The sequence below is a fragment of the Paraburkholderia sp. UCT31 genome (assembly GCF_014397655.1).
In the GTDB taxonomy this organism is placed as follows: domain Bacteria; phylum Pseudomonadota; class Gammaproteobacteria; order Burkholderiales; family Burkholderiaceae; genus Paraburkholderia; species Paraburkholderia tuberum.
The window spans coordinates 43,692-60,369 of the sequence record NZ_VZQP01000001.1 but is presented as its reverse complement, the minus strand read 5'-3'; the positions used below and the strand labels follow the sequence as shown (position 1 = coordinate 60,369).

Genomic DNA, 16,678 nt, shown 5'->3' with positions numbered 1-16,678 from the left:
CCACGCGTGTTCCCGATTGCGTGCCTTCCGATTCTTCACTTGGCCGAAAGCCGAATGACTCGTACAGATGACGCGCCGCGTCGAGCCGCAGGATGGTCGCCAGATCTTTGGCGCTGATGCCCGGCGACATGCCGATCTCGATCACCGCATGCACGGCCGATGGCGCCAGATCGCTGTCGGCGATGGTCGTGCGCATGAAACCGAGCTCGCGGACCAGCCGGCGGGAAAACTCGCGGAGTTCGAGTATCGCCGTGTCGCGGGGCTTGGCGGGGGCGTCAAATCGGATTGCCCAGCGGACAGCGCTGCCTTGATGCGCGCCTTGATGCGCGGCCTTTAAACGGCGTCGGGTACCTGACGAGTCTTCAGAAACGCTTCGAGCGTTTCGCCGCGCATGCTCGCGTACACGCCGAGATTGGTGATCTTCACCACACGCGCGAACTTCTCGAGCACGAAGAAAGACACCCCATAACGGATCAGACCGATCCAGTCGGTATTGTCGACCAGCGTGCGTTCTTCCGGCGTCAGGCCGGCCGCATCGTATGAGGCGGTGCGGTTTTCGAGCCACAGCGCGCGCGCCGACGCTTCGCGCATCTGCCAGAAAAAGCGGTTCAGGCGCATCGCCTTCATGCTCTGGCGGATATCGAACGGATACGTGCCGGTCAGTTCTTCGACGCCAACCAGTTGCGGATTCATTACGCCACCTCTTCTTCGTAGATCGTCACGGCCATCGCGGTGCTGGTCGCCAGGTAGTAGCTGCGATGCGGTTCGCGGACCTTCTGACCCAGCGCGCCGCGCATCGCGAGCCACATGATCGTCTCGACGCTTTCCGCGCCGCCGTGGCGCACGTAATCGACGTGCTTCATCGCGGCAAGACGCTCCGGATCGCTGACGATCAGGTCGAGGAACTCCATGTCCCATTCGGTGCTGTTGAAGCCGCTGCGTTCGCCATGCACCTGGTGCGACAGCCCGCCCGTGCCGACCACCACGACCTTCAGGTCCTGCTCGAACGATTCGATCGCGCGACGCAGTGCCTGGCCGAGCCGGTAGCAGCGATTCGCGGTGGGCAGCGGATACTGCAGCACGTTGACTTCGAGCGGCACCAGCGACAGCGGCCAGCCGCCCTGATGCGGCAGCATCAGCGACAGCGGCGAATTGACGCCGTGATCGAGCGGGCGGTCCTGGAAGACGGTCAGATCGAATTCGTCGGCGACCAGTTGCTCGACGATATGGATCGCGAGATCCGGATGACCGGCGATGTCGGGCAGCGGACGCTTGCCGGCGCCTTCATCGGCGAATTCGTGGTTGGGCGACACGCCAAGCGCGAACGTGGGATAGCAGTCGAAGAAGAAGCTGTTCGCGTGGTCGTTGTAGAACATCACCATCACGTCGGGCTTCTGCTCGGCCAGCCACTGCGCCACCGGTTCATAACCCTTGAACATCGGCGCCCATGCCGGTTCGTTCTGCTTGCCCTTGTCATACGCCAACCCGATCGCGGGTACATGGGACGTGCCGATACCACCAATGATTCTTGCCATATTCGTTCTCTTCCGTCACTTCGCGCTGCTGCCAATCGGATAGGTCGCCAGGTTTACCGCGCTAGTCACCACGACCGTCTTGGGATACAAAGATAGAAATTGTGTCGCGATACGGGAAGCACGGGTATACCTCAGGCAGCGCCGGGTTGACGAGTAAAAGCCCGGCATTTGCGCGGCCGGAGCGCGGATGAAGCGCACCCCGACCCACGCCGCGCAGGGCCCCCTCGGTATCCCAAGCCCGTGAGGCAAGCCTTCCGCGACGCCGTGGCATCTCGTCACGCGATAAATAAAACAGATGGCCCGGAAAACAACTCGCAACGCACATTTTTAAGGCTTGGAGCGGTGCTGCACGCGTGGCTATACTGCGCTGCTTCCGACGAGCGACGAAACGATGAACGAGACCACCCAGCAAGCGATTGTGCAGACCTTACGCGAGAAGATCCTGTCGGGCGAACTGTCGCCGGGGCAGCGGCTCGTCGAAGCGCAGCTTGCGCAATGGTCGCCGAAAACGACGTGCGCTACGCGCAGATGAACGGCCGCTTTCATGCGCTGATCGTCGACGCGGCGCAGAACCAGGCGGTCACGGCCGCGCTCAGTCTGAACGACAAGGTGCCGTTCGTGTCGCCGTTCACGATCGCGTTCGACGAATCCGCGCGCGAGCGTCAATTCATGATGCTGATGTACGCGCATCGCCAGCATCACGCGATCGTCGACGCGCTGAAAAAAGGCGAAGGCGCGCGCGTCGATGCGTTGATGAAGGAGCACACGCATATCTCGAAGGAAAGTCTGAATCTGTCGCTGCCGTCGTTGCATCTGATCGCGGGCGCGGCATGAGCAACGACACGCTTTCCGCCGCCACCAGCCAGGCGAGCGCCAAAGCGCCGCTGTCGGTCAGCAGCAAGGACCTGCTCAATCTCGCGCAACTGCGCGCATTCCGGCTCGTCGCCGAGATGGGCAGCGCGACGCGCGCGGCGGCCGCGTTGTTTCGCGCGCAGTCGGCGGTCACGCGCTCCGTGCAGGAGCTCGAGTCGGCGCTCGGCGAACCGCTGTTCGATCGCGGTCCTTCGGGCATGCTGCCCACTCCGGTCGGCCGCGCGGTGCTGCATCGCTGCGAGCGGATCTTCGCTGAACTCGAAGAACTCGCCCGATGGTGCACCGCGCGACAGACGCGCCGCCGGCCCGTCGCGGAAGGCGCATTGCCCGCGTATCTGCTCAACACGCGGCGGTTGCAACTATTCGCGGCGCTCGCGCGGCATCGGCATATGCCGAGCGCGGCAAAAACCTTCGGCATCAGCCAGCCCGCGGTGAGTACCGCGATCCGGGTACTCGAAAGCGGCTCGGGACTGAGTCTGTTTCACCGCAGCCCGCGCGGCATTCTGCTGACGGCCGAGGGCGAGACGTTCCTGCTTCACGTACGCCGCGCGCTGAACGAACTGCGCCACGTCCCCGACGATATCGCCGCATTGCACGGCAAGATTCAGGGCTCGGTGACAGTCGGCGCGTTGCCGCTCGGGCGCACGCTGATCCTGCCGAAGGCGATCGCGCGAATGACCTCGGAGAATCCGGGCGTGCGCGTGGTCACCGACGAAAGCGCCTACGAGACGCTCGTGGCCGGTCTGCGCGCGGGCGACATCGATTTCATTCTCGGCGCGCTGCGCGACAACGACGCGACGAGCGGCCTGAAAAACGAGCGGCTGATGTCGGAAGACATGGTGGTGCTGGTGCGCCGCGGTCATCCGCTGACTCACGCGCACGATCTGACCATCATGGGTCTGCGCGACGCGCAGTGGATTCTGCCGCGCAGCAACGCGCCGGCGCGTGCGCTGTTCGAAACGCAATTCAAGCGGATGAAGGTGAAGCCGCCTCTGCCGACCGTCGAGACCGCCGACCTCGCGGTGATTCGCGGCCTGCTGCTCGGTACCGACATGGCGGCGGCCTTGTCGGCGCAGCAGCTGCATCACGAGATTCAGTCCGGGCAACTGGTGGTGCTCGATGTACCGCTGCACAACACGCGGCGCGAGATCGGCCTGACGATGCGCGCGGCGGGCACGCCGTCACCGGCCGCGCGCGCATTGATCGACGCGATCCGGCTGTCGGTCGTCGATGTGACGCGCACCGTCAGTATCGGCGCGAACTGAGCACTTCCATTGATTAGGGGCGACACACAGTTGATGTCGAGTGTGATTTCCCAGATGTACGCGAGGCTTCTTGCGTTGCGCCTGGTTCGTGCGTTCAGTGGCATTGGAAAAGGACTTCGTCATAAACCTGTGAAGACGCGCACCGCATTGGACCGCCGCGCAAGGAACCGTGCCAGTTCCGGCACGAACCGCATGCGGAAATAGCATAGCGAATGACGCGTTAATGAAGCATCGTCGCATCACCTGCGGCGACAATTCTCCGACAATAGAAGAGCGCGCACCTCACCACGCGGCGCCTCGACGACACCCGGAGAAAACGTAATGAACAAACGCCAGTTCCTGACCAGCGCCGCGGCACTGGGCGCGGCGATCGCGCCCGCATTCGGCGCGAAGCGTGAGCACGCCGAATGCGGGCCGTCTCCGGTCGTCCTGACGATCTCCGGCGCGATCAGGCACAGCAATCGCGGCGCGCTCAATCCCGCTTTCGATCAACTGCTGGCGAAGCACCAGGTAAAGTTTTCGCAAGCGTACGGCGTCGATCTGCCGTGGCTCGCCAGCATGAAGACCGTGACGATCCATCCGACGATCGAATACGATGCGCACATGCATACGTTTAGCGGCCCGCTGCTCACCGACGTGCTCGCAAACGTCGGCGCGCCCGACGCGGGCAGCACGCAAATCGTCATGCATGCGGTCGATGGCTACGCGGTGTTGACGACGCTCGACAAGGTGCGCGAGTATCACTTCATCGTCGCGACACAAATGGACGGCAAGCCGCTGACGCTCGGCGGCGTGGGGCCGTTATGGGCGATCTACGACGCCGATCAGATTCCCGAACTCGCGGCCAAGCCACTGAAGGACCGCTTCGAATTGTCGCCGTGGGGCCTGTATCACATGCAGCTCACAGAGGCGTCATAGCGCGCCGCCGAATCGCTCGACGCACGCCTGCCGCACGCGCTCGACCGAGCTCGCCCAGTCCTCGCCCGGCGCGCGCCGGAACAGGCGCAGCGTGTACCGGCGCATTGCGCGCTTCGTCCTCGCCCTGCCCCTTCTGCAAGCTCACGAAGCTCAGGCCGTCATTGCGAATGAAAGGATCGCGCGGTGATGCTAGAATCGCGCCCGTCTTTTCTTCGACGATCATGACTCGACACTCGCGCAACCACCTGACCGCATGGCTTGGCCTCGTCGCCATGTGGCTCGTCGTGTTCGCGCCGCTCGTGAGTCAGTTGCTCGAATCGGGCCGCGCCCACGAGCCGATTGCCGCGCTATGTTCGGCGCTTCACCCGGCTGGTGCAAGCAATGTGAGCGATGCGAGCGTCGTCGCTCAAACCAGCCCCGCGCCCGTGCATCTGGGCCACGACGATGCATTCGGCGCCTGCGGCTACTGTCATCTGCTCGAACATCACGTCGCGATGCCGACGCTCGCCGCCGTCGAGCCGCCGGCCGCGCTGCCGCTGGCCGGCACCGCGCCGCCCACGCTGTCCACCCACTTCACCCCGCTTGGCGCCTTCCCGTCGGGACGTCCGCGCGCCCCACCTGCCGTTTCCTGATCGCTACCGGTTCTGATCGCGCCTTCGTCGCCTACATCGACGAGGCCTGCGATCGCCTGTTCAATGCATCGAGGAAACGCTCATGTTCAACTTCGCGCTGCGAAGGCTCTCTTATTGCGTCCGCCGTGACGCTGTCTTTTCCGCTCATCGCGCGGTTCGTCGTTCCGTTCTTTGGCCCGCGCTCATGCCTGCCTTCGTGCCGGCTTTCGTCGCAACACCCACGCATGCCGCCGACGCAAACACCGACGCGACGCTGCCCGCCGTCAGCGTCAGTGCGAGCGCAAGCGCGAGCGCCGCACCGCGCGCCGTCGACCCGAACCTGCCCGCCTCCGTCGAAACCGTGACGCGCGATCAGTTCGCGAACTGGAACGTCGTCAACACCGAGGACGTGCTCAAGTACATGCCGAACCTGGCGGTACGCAAGCGCTTTATCGGCGATCTGAATTCGATCATCGCGGTGCGCGGCACCGGCAATACGCAGAGCGCGCGCGGCCTCGTCTATGCGGACGGTTTGCTGCTGAGCAACCTGCTTGGCAATAGCTATTCGTTTCCGCCGCGCTGGTCGATGGTGTATCCCGACGAAATCCAGCAGGTCGACGTAATCTACGGGCCGTTTTCCGCGCTGTATCCGGGCAATTCGCTCGGCGCGACCGTGCTGATCAGCACGCGCATGCCAAAGCAGTTCGAGGCCAACGCCGACGTGAAGGCATTCACGCAGCACTTCAGCCTGTTCGGCGTGAACCAGAGCTTCAACGGCAGCGAAGCGAGCGCGTCGATCGGCGATAGCATCGGCAAGTTCTCGTACCGGCTCGGCGTCAATCATCTCGAGAACACGAGTCAGCCGCTGCAATTCGCAACACTCGCTAAATCGACCACGCCCGCCAAGGCCGGCGACACGCCCGTCACCGGCGCCTATTTCTACAACAACCAGACCAATGCGCCGACGGCCGTGCTCGGTGTGAACGGCGAAGGCATCGAGCACACGGTGCAGGACCAGTTCAAGCTGAAGATGCAGTACGACTTCACGCCGACGCTGCAGGGCGGCTTCACGCTCGGCTACTGGCACCAGACGTACAACAGCGAAACATCGACGTTTCTGCGCGACGCGGCCGGCAACCCTGTGTACAGCGGCAACGTATCGATCAACGGTTACCACTACACGATTCCGGCGGCCGCGTTTGCGCCGGGTGTCGGGCACAGCGAGAACTGGCTCTACGGCGTGTCGCTGAAAACGCGCAACGCGACCGGCTGGAACGGCGAGGCGATCGCCTCGTATTACGACATCGGCAATGGCGTCGCACGCACCGCGAATGCCGGCGGCCCGGGCAATGGCCCCGGCACCGTGCTGTTCAACGACGGCACCGGCTGGAAGACGCTGGACCTGCGCGGCACCTATACGCCCGCGACGAACCAGCCAGGACTGGCCAATCACGCACTGAGCGTCGGCTACCACTTCGACAACTACTTCGTCGACAACCAGACCTACAACACGCTGAACTGGCGCGACGGCGACGCGACCTCGTTCGCCAACGCGTTCACCGGCAAGACGCAGACGCAAGCTCTTTATGCGCAGGACGCGTGGCGCTTTCTGCCGCGCTGGAAGCTCGTCTACGGCGCGCGCTATGAAGACTGGCAAGCCTACGATGGCGCACAGTCGCTGCCCGGCGCGACGATCGCGTACAGCGATGCCAGCCAGCGCCACCTTTCGCCGAAGGCGTCGTTATCGTTCGATGTCAGCGACGAGCTGACTTTGCGCGCGTCGATCGCTCGCGCGTATCGCTTTCCGACCGCGAGCGAACTGTTCCAGGGGCAAATCAACGGCTCCGCGATCGTCAACAACAATCCATATTTGCAGCCCGAAGACGATCTGTCGAAAGAGCTGAGCGCCGAATGGGCGCATTGGAATGGCGTGTTCCGCTTCTCGCTGTTTCAGGACGACGTGAAGAACACGATCTTCAGTCAGACCGACACCACCGTGATTCCGAACGTGACGAACTTCCAGAACATCGGCAAGGTTCGCTCGCGCGGCGTCGAAGCAAGCTATTCGGGCGAGGACGTGTTCGTGCGCGGGCTCGATCTGCTCGCGAGCGTCGCGTACACGCAGTCGAAGATCCTCGAGAACGCACGGAATCCGGCCTCGGTCGGCAAGTACTTCTACCGCATTCCGCTGTGGCGCGCGAATCTTGCCGCGACGTATCACTTCGACGCGCGCGCGGCGCTGACGCTCGCTGCGCGTTACTCGGGTCGTCAATACAACACGCTGACGAATACCGACACGAACCCCAACGTGTTCGGCGGCACCAGCACCTACACGGTCGCCGACGCGAAGTTCACGTTCAAGCCGACGAAGCTCAGCGAACTCGGCATCGGCGTCGACAACCTGTTCGACGCACGCTACTTCGTCTACCACCCGTATCCGGGCCGCACGTTTTATGTCGAAGCGAAGCTGCATATCTAGGCCTGACGCAAGACGCGGCAAACCGCTTGTCGCACACGAACCATCGACCCATTTGCCCGACGAGGATTTCATGTCCACGACTCGAACCGCCGAACGCGTGCGCGCGCAGAACGGTACAACCGCCGCCGCGAGCGGCCCGACACATCCAGGCTATCGAACCCTGTGGCGCTGGCACTTTTACGCGGGCCTCTTCGTGATGCCTTTTCTACTCGTGCTCGCCATCACCGGCACGCTGTATTGCTTCCAGCCGCAGATCGAGCCGATGCTTTATCGACAGCAACTGGTCGTCGCACCACGAGCCGTGCCGAGGCTGGCCGACAACGCGCTGCTCGCGAAAGCGCGCGCGGCGATGCCGCCCGGCTCGATCGCGACGACCGCCGTGATCACGCGCGATCCGCAACGCAGCGCGGAATTCGTATTTCGTCTCGCGGACGGCACGCAGCAGAGCGTCTATCTGAATCCGTATAGCGGCGAGGTGCTGGGCACGCTGAGCGTCGAGCATCGCTTGATGCAGGTGGATCGCATGCTTCATCGCAAGCTGCTGCTCGGCAAGCCCGGCGAACTGCTGATGGAACTGGCCGCATGCTGGACGCTCGTGATGATCGGCACCGGCGTCGCACTATGGTGGCCGCGCGGCAAAACGACCACGCGCGCTGTGCTGCTGCCGCGCCTGGCGCTGAAAGGACGTCCGCTATGGAAAAGTCTTCACGCGGTGATCGGCATCTGGCTCGCCCTTGGCGCACTTGCGTTCGTATTGACGGGGCTGCCGTGGACCGGCTCGTGGGGCAAGCAGTTCAAGGCGTTCGCGACCGCGACGAAGCTTGGCGCTCCGCCGGGCGCGTGGGGCGGTTTGCCGTTGCGCTCCATCGTGCCGGGAACGCCCTCGGACCACCCGAACCACGCGAGCGCCACGCTCGCGCATGCCACGCGCGCCGACATGGACTCGATGCCCGGCATGGTCATGGACGACCTGCCGTTGCCGCTGACGCCGTGGGCCGCGGGCAACGCGAGCGTGCCCTCTTCCGCGGCCACCGACGCGGCGCAGCCTCTGTCGCTCGGCCATATCGTCGCGCTCGCCGCGTCGCTCGGTATCGCGGACGGCTACCGCATCGTGCTGCCGAACTCCGCAGCCGGCGTCTACACGCTCTCCTGGTTCCCCGCGAATCCCAAAGACGAACGCACGCTGTACGTCGACCAATACAGCGGCGCGATCCTGAAGGACATTCGCTACGGCGATTACGGCGCGATCGCGAAGGCCGTGTCGTACGGCACCTCGCTGCATATGGGTCGCTACTTCGGCGTCGCGAATCAGATACTGTGCGCGGCCATTTCGCTCGGCCTTGGCGCGCTCGCTGTGACCGGCTTCGTGATGTGGTGGAAACGTCGGCCGCAACGCTCGCTCGGCGCGCCGTCGCGCGAGCGCGCCGCGCCGCCGATGCGTGGCTGGAAAACCGGCCTCGCGCTTCTCGGCGTCGTTTTCCCGCTGATGGGCGCAACGCTCGTCGCGGTGTGGCTGCTCGACCGGCTGGTTTTCGGCCGTGACTCACCACCCGAACCGAACGGCGTCGCGTGAGATCAAGACGAGCCGGGGCGCACCGCTTGTGCCTCACGAGCGTTTACGATATATTTTGCTCGATTATGATCGATTCACGCCGAAACGGAGACGAGATCCATGCAGCGAACCCGGGAAGATGCAATCAACGGGCTACTGCCCGAGCAGCGCGAAGCACTGATTCTGGAGCGATTGCGCACGCTTGGTCGCGTGCTCGCGGCCGAGCTGGCCGCCGAGCTGCAGATCTCCGAGCACACCGTGCGCCGTCATCTGCGCGATCTCGCGGATCAGGGGCACTGCAAGCGCGTGTACGGCGGTGCGCTACTGATGTCGCCCGCCGACAAACCCGCGGCGCTGCGCATGCATGAGGCCGTCGATCGCAAGGCACGCCTTGCCGCGGCGGCCGTATCGATCGTTCGTCCGAAGCAGATCGTGCTGCTCGACGCAGGCACGACGAACGTCGCGATCGCGGCGGCGCTGCCCGACAACGCCGGCCTGAGCGTCGTCACGAATTCGCCCGAGGCCTGCGCGCGGCTGCTGAACCGCCCCGGTATCGACGTGATCCTGATCGGCGGCCGCATCGCCGGCGGCGCGGCGGGCTCGCTCGGCGCGACCGCGCTGCTGCAGATCCAGCAGATCCGCGCGGACCTCTGTTTTCTCGGCGCCTGCGCCTTCGACCCCGACGAAGGCGTCGCCGTATTCGACGCAGAGGACGCCGAACTGAAACGCGCGATGGTCAAAGCGAGCAGCCAGATCGCCATCGCACTGACTTCGGAAAAGCTCATGACAGCGGCGCCGTTCGCGGTAGCGCCTGTTTCGGCCGTCGATTATCTGTTCGTCGAAGCGGACGTGCCGCACGCGCGTGTCGCGAGCCTCCAGGCCGTCTGCGATAACGTGATGGCGGCACGCCCATGAGCTCACTCGTCAGGGAACGCATCGCGACGCTCGCCGTCTTTCTCGCCAACGGTTTCGGCATCGGCGCATGGGCGGTCGAGGTGCCGCGCATCAAGGAAAGCCTGGCGCTCAGCGACACCTCGCTCGGCATCGCGCTGCGTCGGCGTCATGGGCGGGCTGTTCGCGCCCGATCTGTTCATCGCGGCCCTGATCATTTTCGCCGCGTCGTTTGCGTTGCGCGATATCGGTCCGCGCGCGGCCGCCGCGTCGAGCGGCTTCGCATGGCCCGACAGCAGCGTGATGAAACTGGCGCTGCTCGCGTTCATGTGCATGCTCGTCGAAGGCGCGGTGGCCGACTGGAGCGCGGTGTACCTGCGCTCCACATTGAACCAGGAAGCGAGCGTCGCCGCGATCGGCTACTCCGCGTTCGCGTTTTCGATGGCGGCCTGCCGGATCGCCGGCGACGCATCGGTGCGGCGCTTCGGTTCGAGCAAGGTCGTCGCGCTCGGCGGTCTGATCGCGCTCGCCGGACTCGCGCTCGTGCTGAGCCTGCCGACGGTGCTGAGCGCGTGCGTCGGCTTCGCGATGGTCGGCATCGGTCTCGCGAATATCGTTCCGGTGATTTTCAGCGCGGCGGGTCGCTCGAGCGCGACGCCGGCGATCGGCGTGTCGATGGCGGCCACGTTCGGCTATGCGGGCTTCTGGTCGGGCCGCCGCTGATTGGTTTCGGTGCCGGCGTGCTCGGCCTGCGCGCGGCGCTGGGCGTGCTCGTGATGGCCACGCTGATCGTGTCGCTGCTGGGCGGCAAGGCGGTGCGCGCCGCGCAACCCGCGTAGCCAGCGTTATTTCGCTTTCTTGTCGAGCACGGCAAGCGGCTTGCGAACGGGTAACGCATCGCGTGCCGCATGCTGACCCAATGGCCAGCTGAACGCGCCGAGCAGCGAGCTCGGCTGCGTACCATCGTCGAGACCGGTGGCGGGCCACTCGTGTTTCGCGGGCACCCAACGCGTGCCGAACACGTGATCCCACATCGGCAATAGCTGCGTGAAGTTGTGATTGAGATGCTCGGCGCGAATCGAGTGATGCAGCCGGTGATACTGCGGATTGTTGACCCACGTGACGTAGCGGCCAAGGTCCATGCGCAGATTCAGATGCGCGAAATAGTTGCCGAACATGAACACGATCGAGGTCGCACCGACGATCCACGGCTCGACCTTGAACAGTACGCCGACGAGCGGATAAAGCAGGCAGCCCTTGAGCAGCACTTCTATCCAATGATGCCGCAACGTGATCGTCACGTTGAAATCCACCGCGCTATGGTGCAGCGAATGCAGCTTCCACAGGATGGGCCATGTGTGCTGCAAGCGATGAAACGCGTATTCGAGGAAATCGATCGTCAGCAGCACGATCACGAACGAAGCGAGCGCGCCCCACCCGCGCGACACCAGCACCACCATCCCGCCGCCGAGTGCATTGACGATCGCGACGCTCGCGGCCGCCGTCAGCGGCTTCGTGGCTTCCGCCAACGCCAGATACAGACCCGCATACGCCATGTTCAGACGCTGCCCCGCGCGCGATTGCAGCAATGCGGCCGGCCAGCGACGCTCGAGCAACGCACCGACGCCCATCATGACCAGCACGAGCGCGTAGGCTTGCAGCCACAGGCTCGCGTGGTGCAGCAATGCGGGAAACGGGCTCGACGCTAACATGGAATTCCCTGATGCGGCGGTCGTTAGCATGATCTTCGCAGCCCGCCGGCCCGCGCGCAAGCGCCCTTTAGCGGGGCCCGCCGCGAATTCGGCTTCACCCGCGAGCACAAAAAAAAATGGCGGGGTCATCGCTTCACGCCGTCACGATCGCGAGCGGACGTTAGATGCAGCCGTAACGTCCGCTCGCGTCGTCGTTGTTTGTCGACATCCGTTTGCAATTGGCCCCGCCCCACCTCGCAAGTTGCGCCACGCTCCCCGAGCGCGAATCGCGAAGATTTTTGCTGCCGTCGGCATTTGTTCACTGCGTGAAATCCCGGCTGCAACATGTGTAGTTCTTGTGCATTCGTCATTGCAATGGCTATGCCATGCTGGAATGAAGGCTTGCTACGTATGGAGAAATGCCTGCCGGGGCACTTCGAAGCGGGCCTGATCGCACGCAATGCATCGGAAATGAGACGCCGCGGGAATGCCCCGACGCCTTCGTGCTGGCTCGTACACGTCGTTCGACGCGCGCGGGAATACCCGAACGCGCATTGACGGATCAAGGTTTGCGACCCGTACCAGTCAACATGCCGACACGTCATGCGACGAAAGCGCGCCTGAATCATGCGGACCGGCGTGTCGCAAAGTTGAGACGGCAAGCGGCTTACAGCAGCGCGGTCAATTGCGCGACACGCGACTCGAACTGCCGTAATTCATCGCCGGCAAGCGACCTCTTCCGCGGCAGGTCGACCTTGAGCGGATCCTGCGGCACATCGTTCACGTGGACCTCGAAATGCAGATGCGGTCCGGTTGCCCAACCGGTCTTGCCGACATAGCCGATCACCTGATCGCGCATTACGCGGCTGCCGGAGCGCAGTCCTTTCGCGAAGCGCGACAGATGCGCGAACGTCGTAGAAAACGGTGCCGGGTTCTGAATGACGACCACGTTGCCATAACCGGTCTGACGGCCGATAAAGCGGATTACGCCGCGCGCGGTGGCACGCACGGGTGTGCCAACCGGCGCGGCAAGGTCGACACCGTCATGACTTTGCCAACGACGCAGCACCGGATCGAAGCGGCGCAACGAGAAAGCCGACGACACGCGCGTGAAGTCGAGCGGATAGCGCTCGAACGCAGGCCCTCGGCTGACGCCGTCTTTCGAGTAGTAGACCGGTTGGCCGTGAAGATTTTTCTGAAGGAACACGTCGTGCGCGGTCGAGCCTCGCATGATGCGCACCGCGAGCGGTTCGCGCGATGCGTCTTTGCTGTTGTCGCTACCGGTGTCGAATACGGCGCGCACGCGGTCGCCAGGTTGCAGATCGCGCGACAGATCGAGCTCGTCGTGAAACGCGCGCGACAGAATGGCTGTGGTGCCCGCATCGACGCCGATGCTCTGCGCGGCCGCCGCGAATGTACGCTCGACCGGCGCTTCCCTCACGGTGTACGCGGGAGCTTGCGCAGCGGGCACGACCGGTGCGGGTGCCGACGCCGGTATCGGCACGCGGGCAACGGCCCGCGTCGAGTCCTTGCTCAGGAGCGAGACGTCGGGGTCGCCGTTGCGCGACCGGGTTACGACAACGAAGCAAGCATGTTCGACAGCCGTCGGACATGGGCCTTGAACGCGTCGCTCGTTTCGCGGTTCGTGGTGGGATTCAGATGCGAGCTTTCGGCGAGTTGCGCCTGCTCGTGAAAGTCGTTGGCGATCCTGCGCCTGATATCGTCGGGCAGCGACCGCACGATGGAGACCAGCAAAGCCTCTTCGGCGTGCAGCATGCCGAGAATCGAATGTGTGTCCATACGGGAACCTCCGTGGGGAACATCGTCGGTGCCGGCCGGCAGTGGCGCCGGCGCTCCTCATCTTACCCCGTTGGTTCCGCGTCGTTGGTCGTGCGCGTCACTCTGCGATCGAATAGCGCGACGGACGAGCACGCGGCTGCTCCGCCTCACGCTCGACGCGCGGACTCGCGCCGCGGATGAACAGGACCGCGCAAAACGCGACCATGGCCCAGATGCAAAGAATGACGGTCAAAGCGCTCATGTCAGTTTCCGGAACTGCGGGTTAATACGGTGATGCTGCTGCGTAGGCTGTCAATGCAGCGTGGACCGCTCGGGCGCACCGAACAGCAGTTCATCGATCAGGGCGGTCGTGAACGTCAGCTGCGTTTCGAGCGATTGGCGCGCGGCTTGCGCGCCGGCTTCGTCGCTCCGGGCGACGGCCGCGTGTGCCTGCGTGGCGAGCCGCACGATGGCTTCGGAACCGCGTTGCAGTTCGCGCATCGCGCGGTCGTCCGGACCCGGCGTCGGCTGATCCCGTTCCGAGGTGGTGAGTTCCGGCAGGTCGGCGTCGAACCGGCGGGGTTTGTTGTGACGGGAAGACATCCGGGGCTCCTGACGGAAAAGCGCGATATACGCGACGGGACGAACCCAGTGTGCGCCGCCCCCCGCGTTTCAATTCACCGAACAGAAGCCGAATCTGAAGCCAATCCGGGGGCTTCGGGAAAAACAAGGGTTTTTACCGAGCAATTAGCGCAGGTGGGCCGCAAATCCCGTCGCCGCGGCGTTGGAATTCGCGGCAGCGGCAGGAAAACCTCTACCTTGCCGGCGCGGAAAAGACTTTGAGCGGCCTCAAGCTGCCGGAACAACATCGATGCGCAATGCCTCGCCGCCAGCGGCAATCGCCAGCAGGTGATCGACGTTCGGATGCGCGCCCGGACGGTTGCGCGCGTCGGCCGTATGCTCGGCAAACAGCGCGAGGCCGTGTTCGGCCGCCTTCGCGTCGAGCGTGCCGAACGCGCCGCGCAGGTAGTTGTACACCGCGAGCGAGCCCTGCTTGCCAGGTTTGTTCTCGATGCTAGTGACCACGGTACCGCTGCCGTTGACCAGATCGATGCGTGCGATGCCGTCGATCGCCGGCATTCTGGCGAGATTTTCCTTGAAAACGTTGCTCGGCTCGATCATTGAAACCACTCCTTCCGTTCTAAAAAATGCATGGCGGGCCGTATCTTATCCGATGGGCGGCGAGCGGGCGAATTGGTGGCCACGACGGATCGGCACGCGCATCTGGTACCTGGTCTGGTATTCCTGGTAATTTTTCGCATCGCCCCTGGCCTCGACAGATCAAAGAAAAGCGAAGGAAGTCGGCATGGAGGCGAAAGCAATGCGTCGGCTCCACGACGAGTGAATACTTCGACATGCAGTCTTACCTCGACGCGTTCCCGCACTACACGCTGACCTGGTACAACAGCCAAGCGATACCGCGCATCCGTATAGCGCCGCGCTGATCACGGTGCGCGACGGCAAGCGCGTGATCAACCTGAACCTGAGCCCGGCGCCCGACTACAACTCGTACACGCCGTACTATCCGGCGCCGTTCTCGGACAATCTCGCGTACGGCACGTATTGACCTCGGCTATGCGCTGATGATTCCGCAGGTCACGTACAACCGCAAAACCTATATCCCGGTCACGTACTACAAAAATCTGAACGTGCAGGAAAACCAATGGTCAGGTGGTCGTCACGTTCGACACCGCGAAGTTCAGGCAAGCGGCCAGGAACGCGTTGTACACGACGGATCTCGATCTGCAGGTGCACACCGTGTTGACGTTCGCCAAGGGCTCGATCACGCGCACTGATACGCTGAACTCGGGCACGTTGACGGGCGGCGCCAGCCGTACGCTGACGTGGACGCTGAAGTACGCCGATCCGGCCTGATAGCGGCAGGCGCCTTCCTTCCTGTTTTCAGGCAGGAAGGCCTCGTTCGATGGTTGATACGGGTAGCAGCCATACCGGTAGCAGAAGTTGGACTTCGCGAGCCAAGTCGGCGAAGGCAAGCGGCCTCTCGATAGTGCGCGCGCGGCGTTGAATGCCGTTATGCAGCGGGTCAACCCGGCGTCAGCTGAAAAGCGTTGATCGAGAAGTCAGCGTGCGAGCAGCAGTTCGCCACGCCGAAAAAAAGCCCGCTTCCGCGGGCAACCCTTCTCTACGCGGCAGCGCCACGCGTGAACAGCATCACCCCTTCGTCGCGCCAAACGTCAGACCCGCGACGAAATGCTTCTGCATCGCAAAGAACATCATGACCGATGGCAGCGCCGCCAGAATCGATCCCGCCGAAACGAGATTCCACGCGGTCGTCCACTGCCCTTTCAGCGCGGCCACGCCGACCGTGATCGGCGCGGCGTCGTCGCCTTGCGTCAGACACAAGGCCCAGAAATAATCGTTCCACACGAACGTGAACACGAGGATCGCCAACGCCGCGAGCGCGGGACGAATCAGCGGCAGCACGATCCTGAAGAACACGGTCCACTCGTTCGCCCCTTCGATGCGCGCCGCCTCGACCAGCTCGAACGGCAACTGCTTGATGAAGTTGCGCAGAAACAGCGCGCAAAAGCCGGTCTGGAACGACACATGAAACAGAATCAGCGCGCTCACGGTATTGAACAGACCGAGTTGCAACGACAGATCCCGCACCGGAATCATCAGCACCTGGATCGGCACGAAGTTGCCCGCGACGAACGTCGCGAACAACGTCGAATTGCCGCGAAAGCGATAGATCGCCAAGGCAAAGCCCGCCATCGCCGCGAGTGCGATCGAACCCACTACGGAAGGAACCGTAATCAGCACGCTATTCCAGAAGTAATGCAGCATCGGCGACGTCGTCAATGCCTCGCGATAGTTATCGAACATCGCGAAGTGCTTCGGCCATCCCCAGTAGTTGCCCTCGCTCAGTTCTTCGGTCGAACGCACGGACGTGACCAGCACCGCGATCATCGGCAACAGCCAGATCACGAGTGCAATCGGCAACGTCAGTTTGTATGCGCGGCGCGTGGCCGGCTTCCATTTGTCGATCGGAATCGGAAACAT

Annotated in this window: 18 protein-coding genes and 3 pseudogenes; 10 read left to right on the top strand and 11 right to left on the bottom strand. The window is 63.7% G+C overall.

Annotation, left to right across the window (positions count from 1 at the left end; translation table 11 throughout):
• Positions 1-79: 79 nt before the first annotated feature.
• From F6X40_RS00315 to F6X40_RS00305, 3 genes and pseudogenes are all read right to left on the bottom strand, one after another.
• Positions 80-286: pseudogene (locus F6X40_RS00315) on the bottom strand (MarR family transcriptional regulator); the annotation flags it as partial.
• A gap of 47 nt (positions 287-333) precedes the next feature.
• On the bottom strand, positions 334-693 hold the full coding sequence (locus tag F6X40_RS00310; protein ID WP_090806862.1) for a protocatechuate 3,4-dioxygenase: 360 nt from the start codon (positions 691-693) through the stop codon (positions 334-336).
• Positions 693-1,535: a gallate dioxygenase gene (locus F6X40_RS00305; RefSeq protein WP_187626442.1), complete on the bottom strand. Its 843-nt coding sequence runs from the start codon at positions 1,533-1,535 to the stop codon at positions 693-695. Before F6X40_RS00305 ends, F6X40_RS00310 begins: the two co-directional genes overlap by 1 nt.
• Before the next feature lie 391 nt (positions 1,536-1,926).
• Here F6X40_RS00305 and F6X40_RS43400 point away from each other — a divergent pair, with 391 nt between their 5' ends.
• The 8 genes from F6X40_RS43400 (at position 1,927) to F6X40_RS00270 (ending at position 10,148) form a co-directional block, all read left to right on the top strand.
• The gene (locus tag F6X40_RS43400; RefSeq protein ID WP_262421310.1) at positions 1,927-2,067 is read left to right on the top strand and encodes a GntR family transcriptional regulator; all 141 of its coding nucleotides are present in this window, start codon (positions 1,927-1,929) and stop codon (positions 2,065-2,067) included.
• A complete protein-coding gene (locus F6X40_RS00300; RefSeq protein ID WP_262421309.1) occupies positions 2,031-2,369 on the top strand; it encodes an FCD domain-containing protein in 339 nt (112 codons plus the stop codon). The genes F6X40_RS43400 and F6X40_RS00300 overlap by 37 nt, the downstream gene beginning before the upstream one ends.
• On the top strand, positions 2,366-3,673 hold the full coding sequence (locus F6X40_RS00295) for a LysR family transcriptional regulator (RefSeq protein ID WP_187626441.1): 1,308 nt from the start codon (positions 2,366-2,368) through the stop codon (positions 3,671-3,673). Before F6X40_RS00300 ends, F6X40_RS00295 begins: the two co-directional genes overlap by 4 nt.
• 321 nt (positions 3,674-3,994) lie before the next feature.
• A complete protein-coding gene (locus tag F6X40_RS00290) occupies positions 3,995-4,591 on the top strand; it encodes a molybdopterin-dependent oxidoreductase (protein ID WP_187626440.1) in 597 nt (198 codons plus the stop codon).
• 221 nt (positions 4,592-4,812) lie between these two features.
• Positions 4,813-5,223, top strand: a complete 411-nt coding sequence (locus F6X40_RS00285) for a DUF2946 domain-containing protein (protein WP_187626439.1) — start codon at positions 4,813-4,815, stop codon at positions 5,221-5,223.
• Positions 5,224-5,407: 184 nt separating this feature from the next.
• Positions 5,408-7,681 (top strand): TonB-dependent receptor, encoded by a 2,274-nt coding sequence (locus F6X40_RS00280; protein WP_410452309.1) that lies wholly within the window; start codon positions 5,408-5,410, stop codon positions 7,679-7,681.
• 70 nt (positions 7,682-7,751) lie between these two features.
• Positions 7,752-9,254 (top strand): PepSY-associated TM helix domain-containing protein, encoded by a 1,503-nt coding sequence (locus F6X40_RS00275; RefSeq protein ID WP_187626437.1) that lies wholly within the window; start codon positions 7,752-7,754, stop codon positions 9,252-9,254.
• Positions 9,255-9,353: 99 nt separating this feature from the next.
• Positions 9,354-10,148, top strand: a complete 795-nt coding sequence (locus tag F6X40_RS00270) for a DeoR/GlpR family DNA-binding transcription regulator (protein WP_187626436.1) — start codon at positions 9,354-9,356, stop codon at positions 10,146-10,148.
• A 2-nt stretch (positions 10,149-10,150) separates the two neighbouring features.
• On the opposite strand, the gene F6X40_RS42040 is transcribed toward F6X40_RS00270, so the two are convergent.
• Positions 10,151-10,297 (bottom strand): hypothetical protein, encoded by a 147-nt coding sequence (locus F6X40_RS42040; RefSeq protein ID WP_262421308.1) that lies wholly within the window; start codon positions 10,295-10,297, stop codon positions 10,151-10,153.
• Between F6X40_RS42040 and F6X40_RS00265 the strand changes: the two genes are divergently transcribed.
• Positions 10,296-10,847: a hypothetical protein gene (locus F6X40_RS00265; RefSeq protein ID WP_262421307.1), complete on the top strand. Its 552-nt coding sequence runs from the start codon at positions 10,296-10,298 to the stop codon at positions 10,845-10,847. The two genes, F6X40_RS42040 and F6X40_RS00265, sit on opposite strands and share 2 nt — an antisense overlap.
• A gap of 299 nt (positions 10,848-11,146) precedes the next feature.
• Here F6X40_RS00265 and F6X40_RS43395 read toward each other — a convergent pair.
• The 6 genes and pseudogenes from F6X40_RS43395 to F6X40_RS00235 all read right to left on the bottom strand — a co-directional run.
• Positions 11,147-11,584, bottom strand: a pseudogene (locus F6X40_RS43395) (sterol desaturase family protein); the annotation flags it as partial.
• Between the two features lie 898 nt (positions 11,585-12,482).
• On the bottom strand, positions 12,483-13,286 hold the full coding sequence (locus F6X40_RS00255) for a M23 family metallopeptidase (RefSeq protein ID WP_316251771.1): 804 nt from the start codon (positions 13,284-13,286) through the stop codon (positions 12,483-12,485).
• A gap of 101 nt (positions 13,287-13,387) precedes the next feature.
• The gene (locus F6X40_RS00250; protein ID WP_018423381.1) at positions 13,388-13,615 is read right to left on the bottom strand and encodes a hypothetical protein; all 228 of its coding nucleotides are present in this window, start codon (positions 13,613-13,615) and stop codon (positions 13,388-13,390) included.
• Positions 13,616-13,712: 97 nt separating this feature from the next.
• Complete coding sequence (locus F6X40_RS00245) at positions 13,713-13,856, bottom strand: hypothetical protein (RefSeq protein ID WP_167368704.1); 144 nt, start codon at positions 13,854-13,856, stop codon at positions 13,713-13,715.
• Between the two features lie 50 nt (positions 13,857-13,906).
• Positions 13,907-14,197 carry a hypothetical protein gene (locus F6X40_RS00240; protein ID WP_187626435.1) on the bottom strand — a complete coding sequence of 97 codons (291 nt, stop codon included), beginning with the start codon at positions 14,195-14,197 and terminating at the stop codon, positions 13,907-13,909.
• A gap of 246 nt (positions 14,198-14,443) precedes the next feature.
• A complete protein-coding gene (locus F6X40_RS00235; RefSeq protein WP_187626434.1) occupies positions 14,444-14,776 on the bottom strand; it encodes a DUF2322 family protein in 333 nt (110 codons plus the stop codon).
• 239 nt (positions 14,777-15,015) lie between these two features.
• Between F6X40_RS00235 and F6X40_RS00230 the strand changes: the two are divergent.
• Positions 15,016-15,520, top strand: a pseudogene (locus tag F6X40_RS00230) (hypothetical protein); the annotation flags it as partial.
• Positions 15,521-15,826: 306 nt separating this feature from the next.
• Here the strand turns inward: F6X40_RS00230 and F6X40_RS00225 are convergent.
• Positions 15,827-16,678, bottom strand: a complete 852-nt coding sequence (locus F6X40_RS00225) for a carbohydrate ABC transporter permease (RefSeq protein WP_018423397.1) — start codon at positions 16,676-16,678, stop codon at positions 15,827-15,829.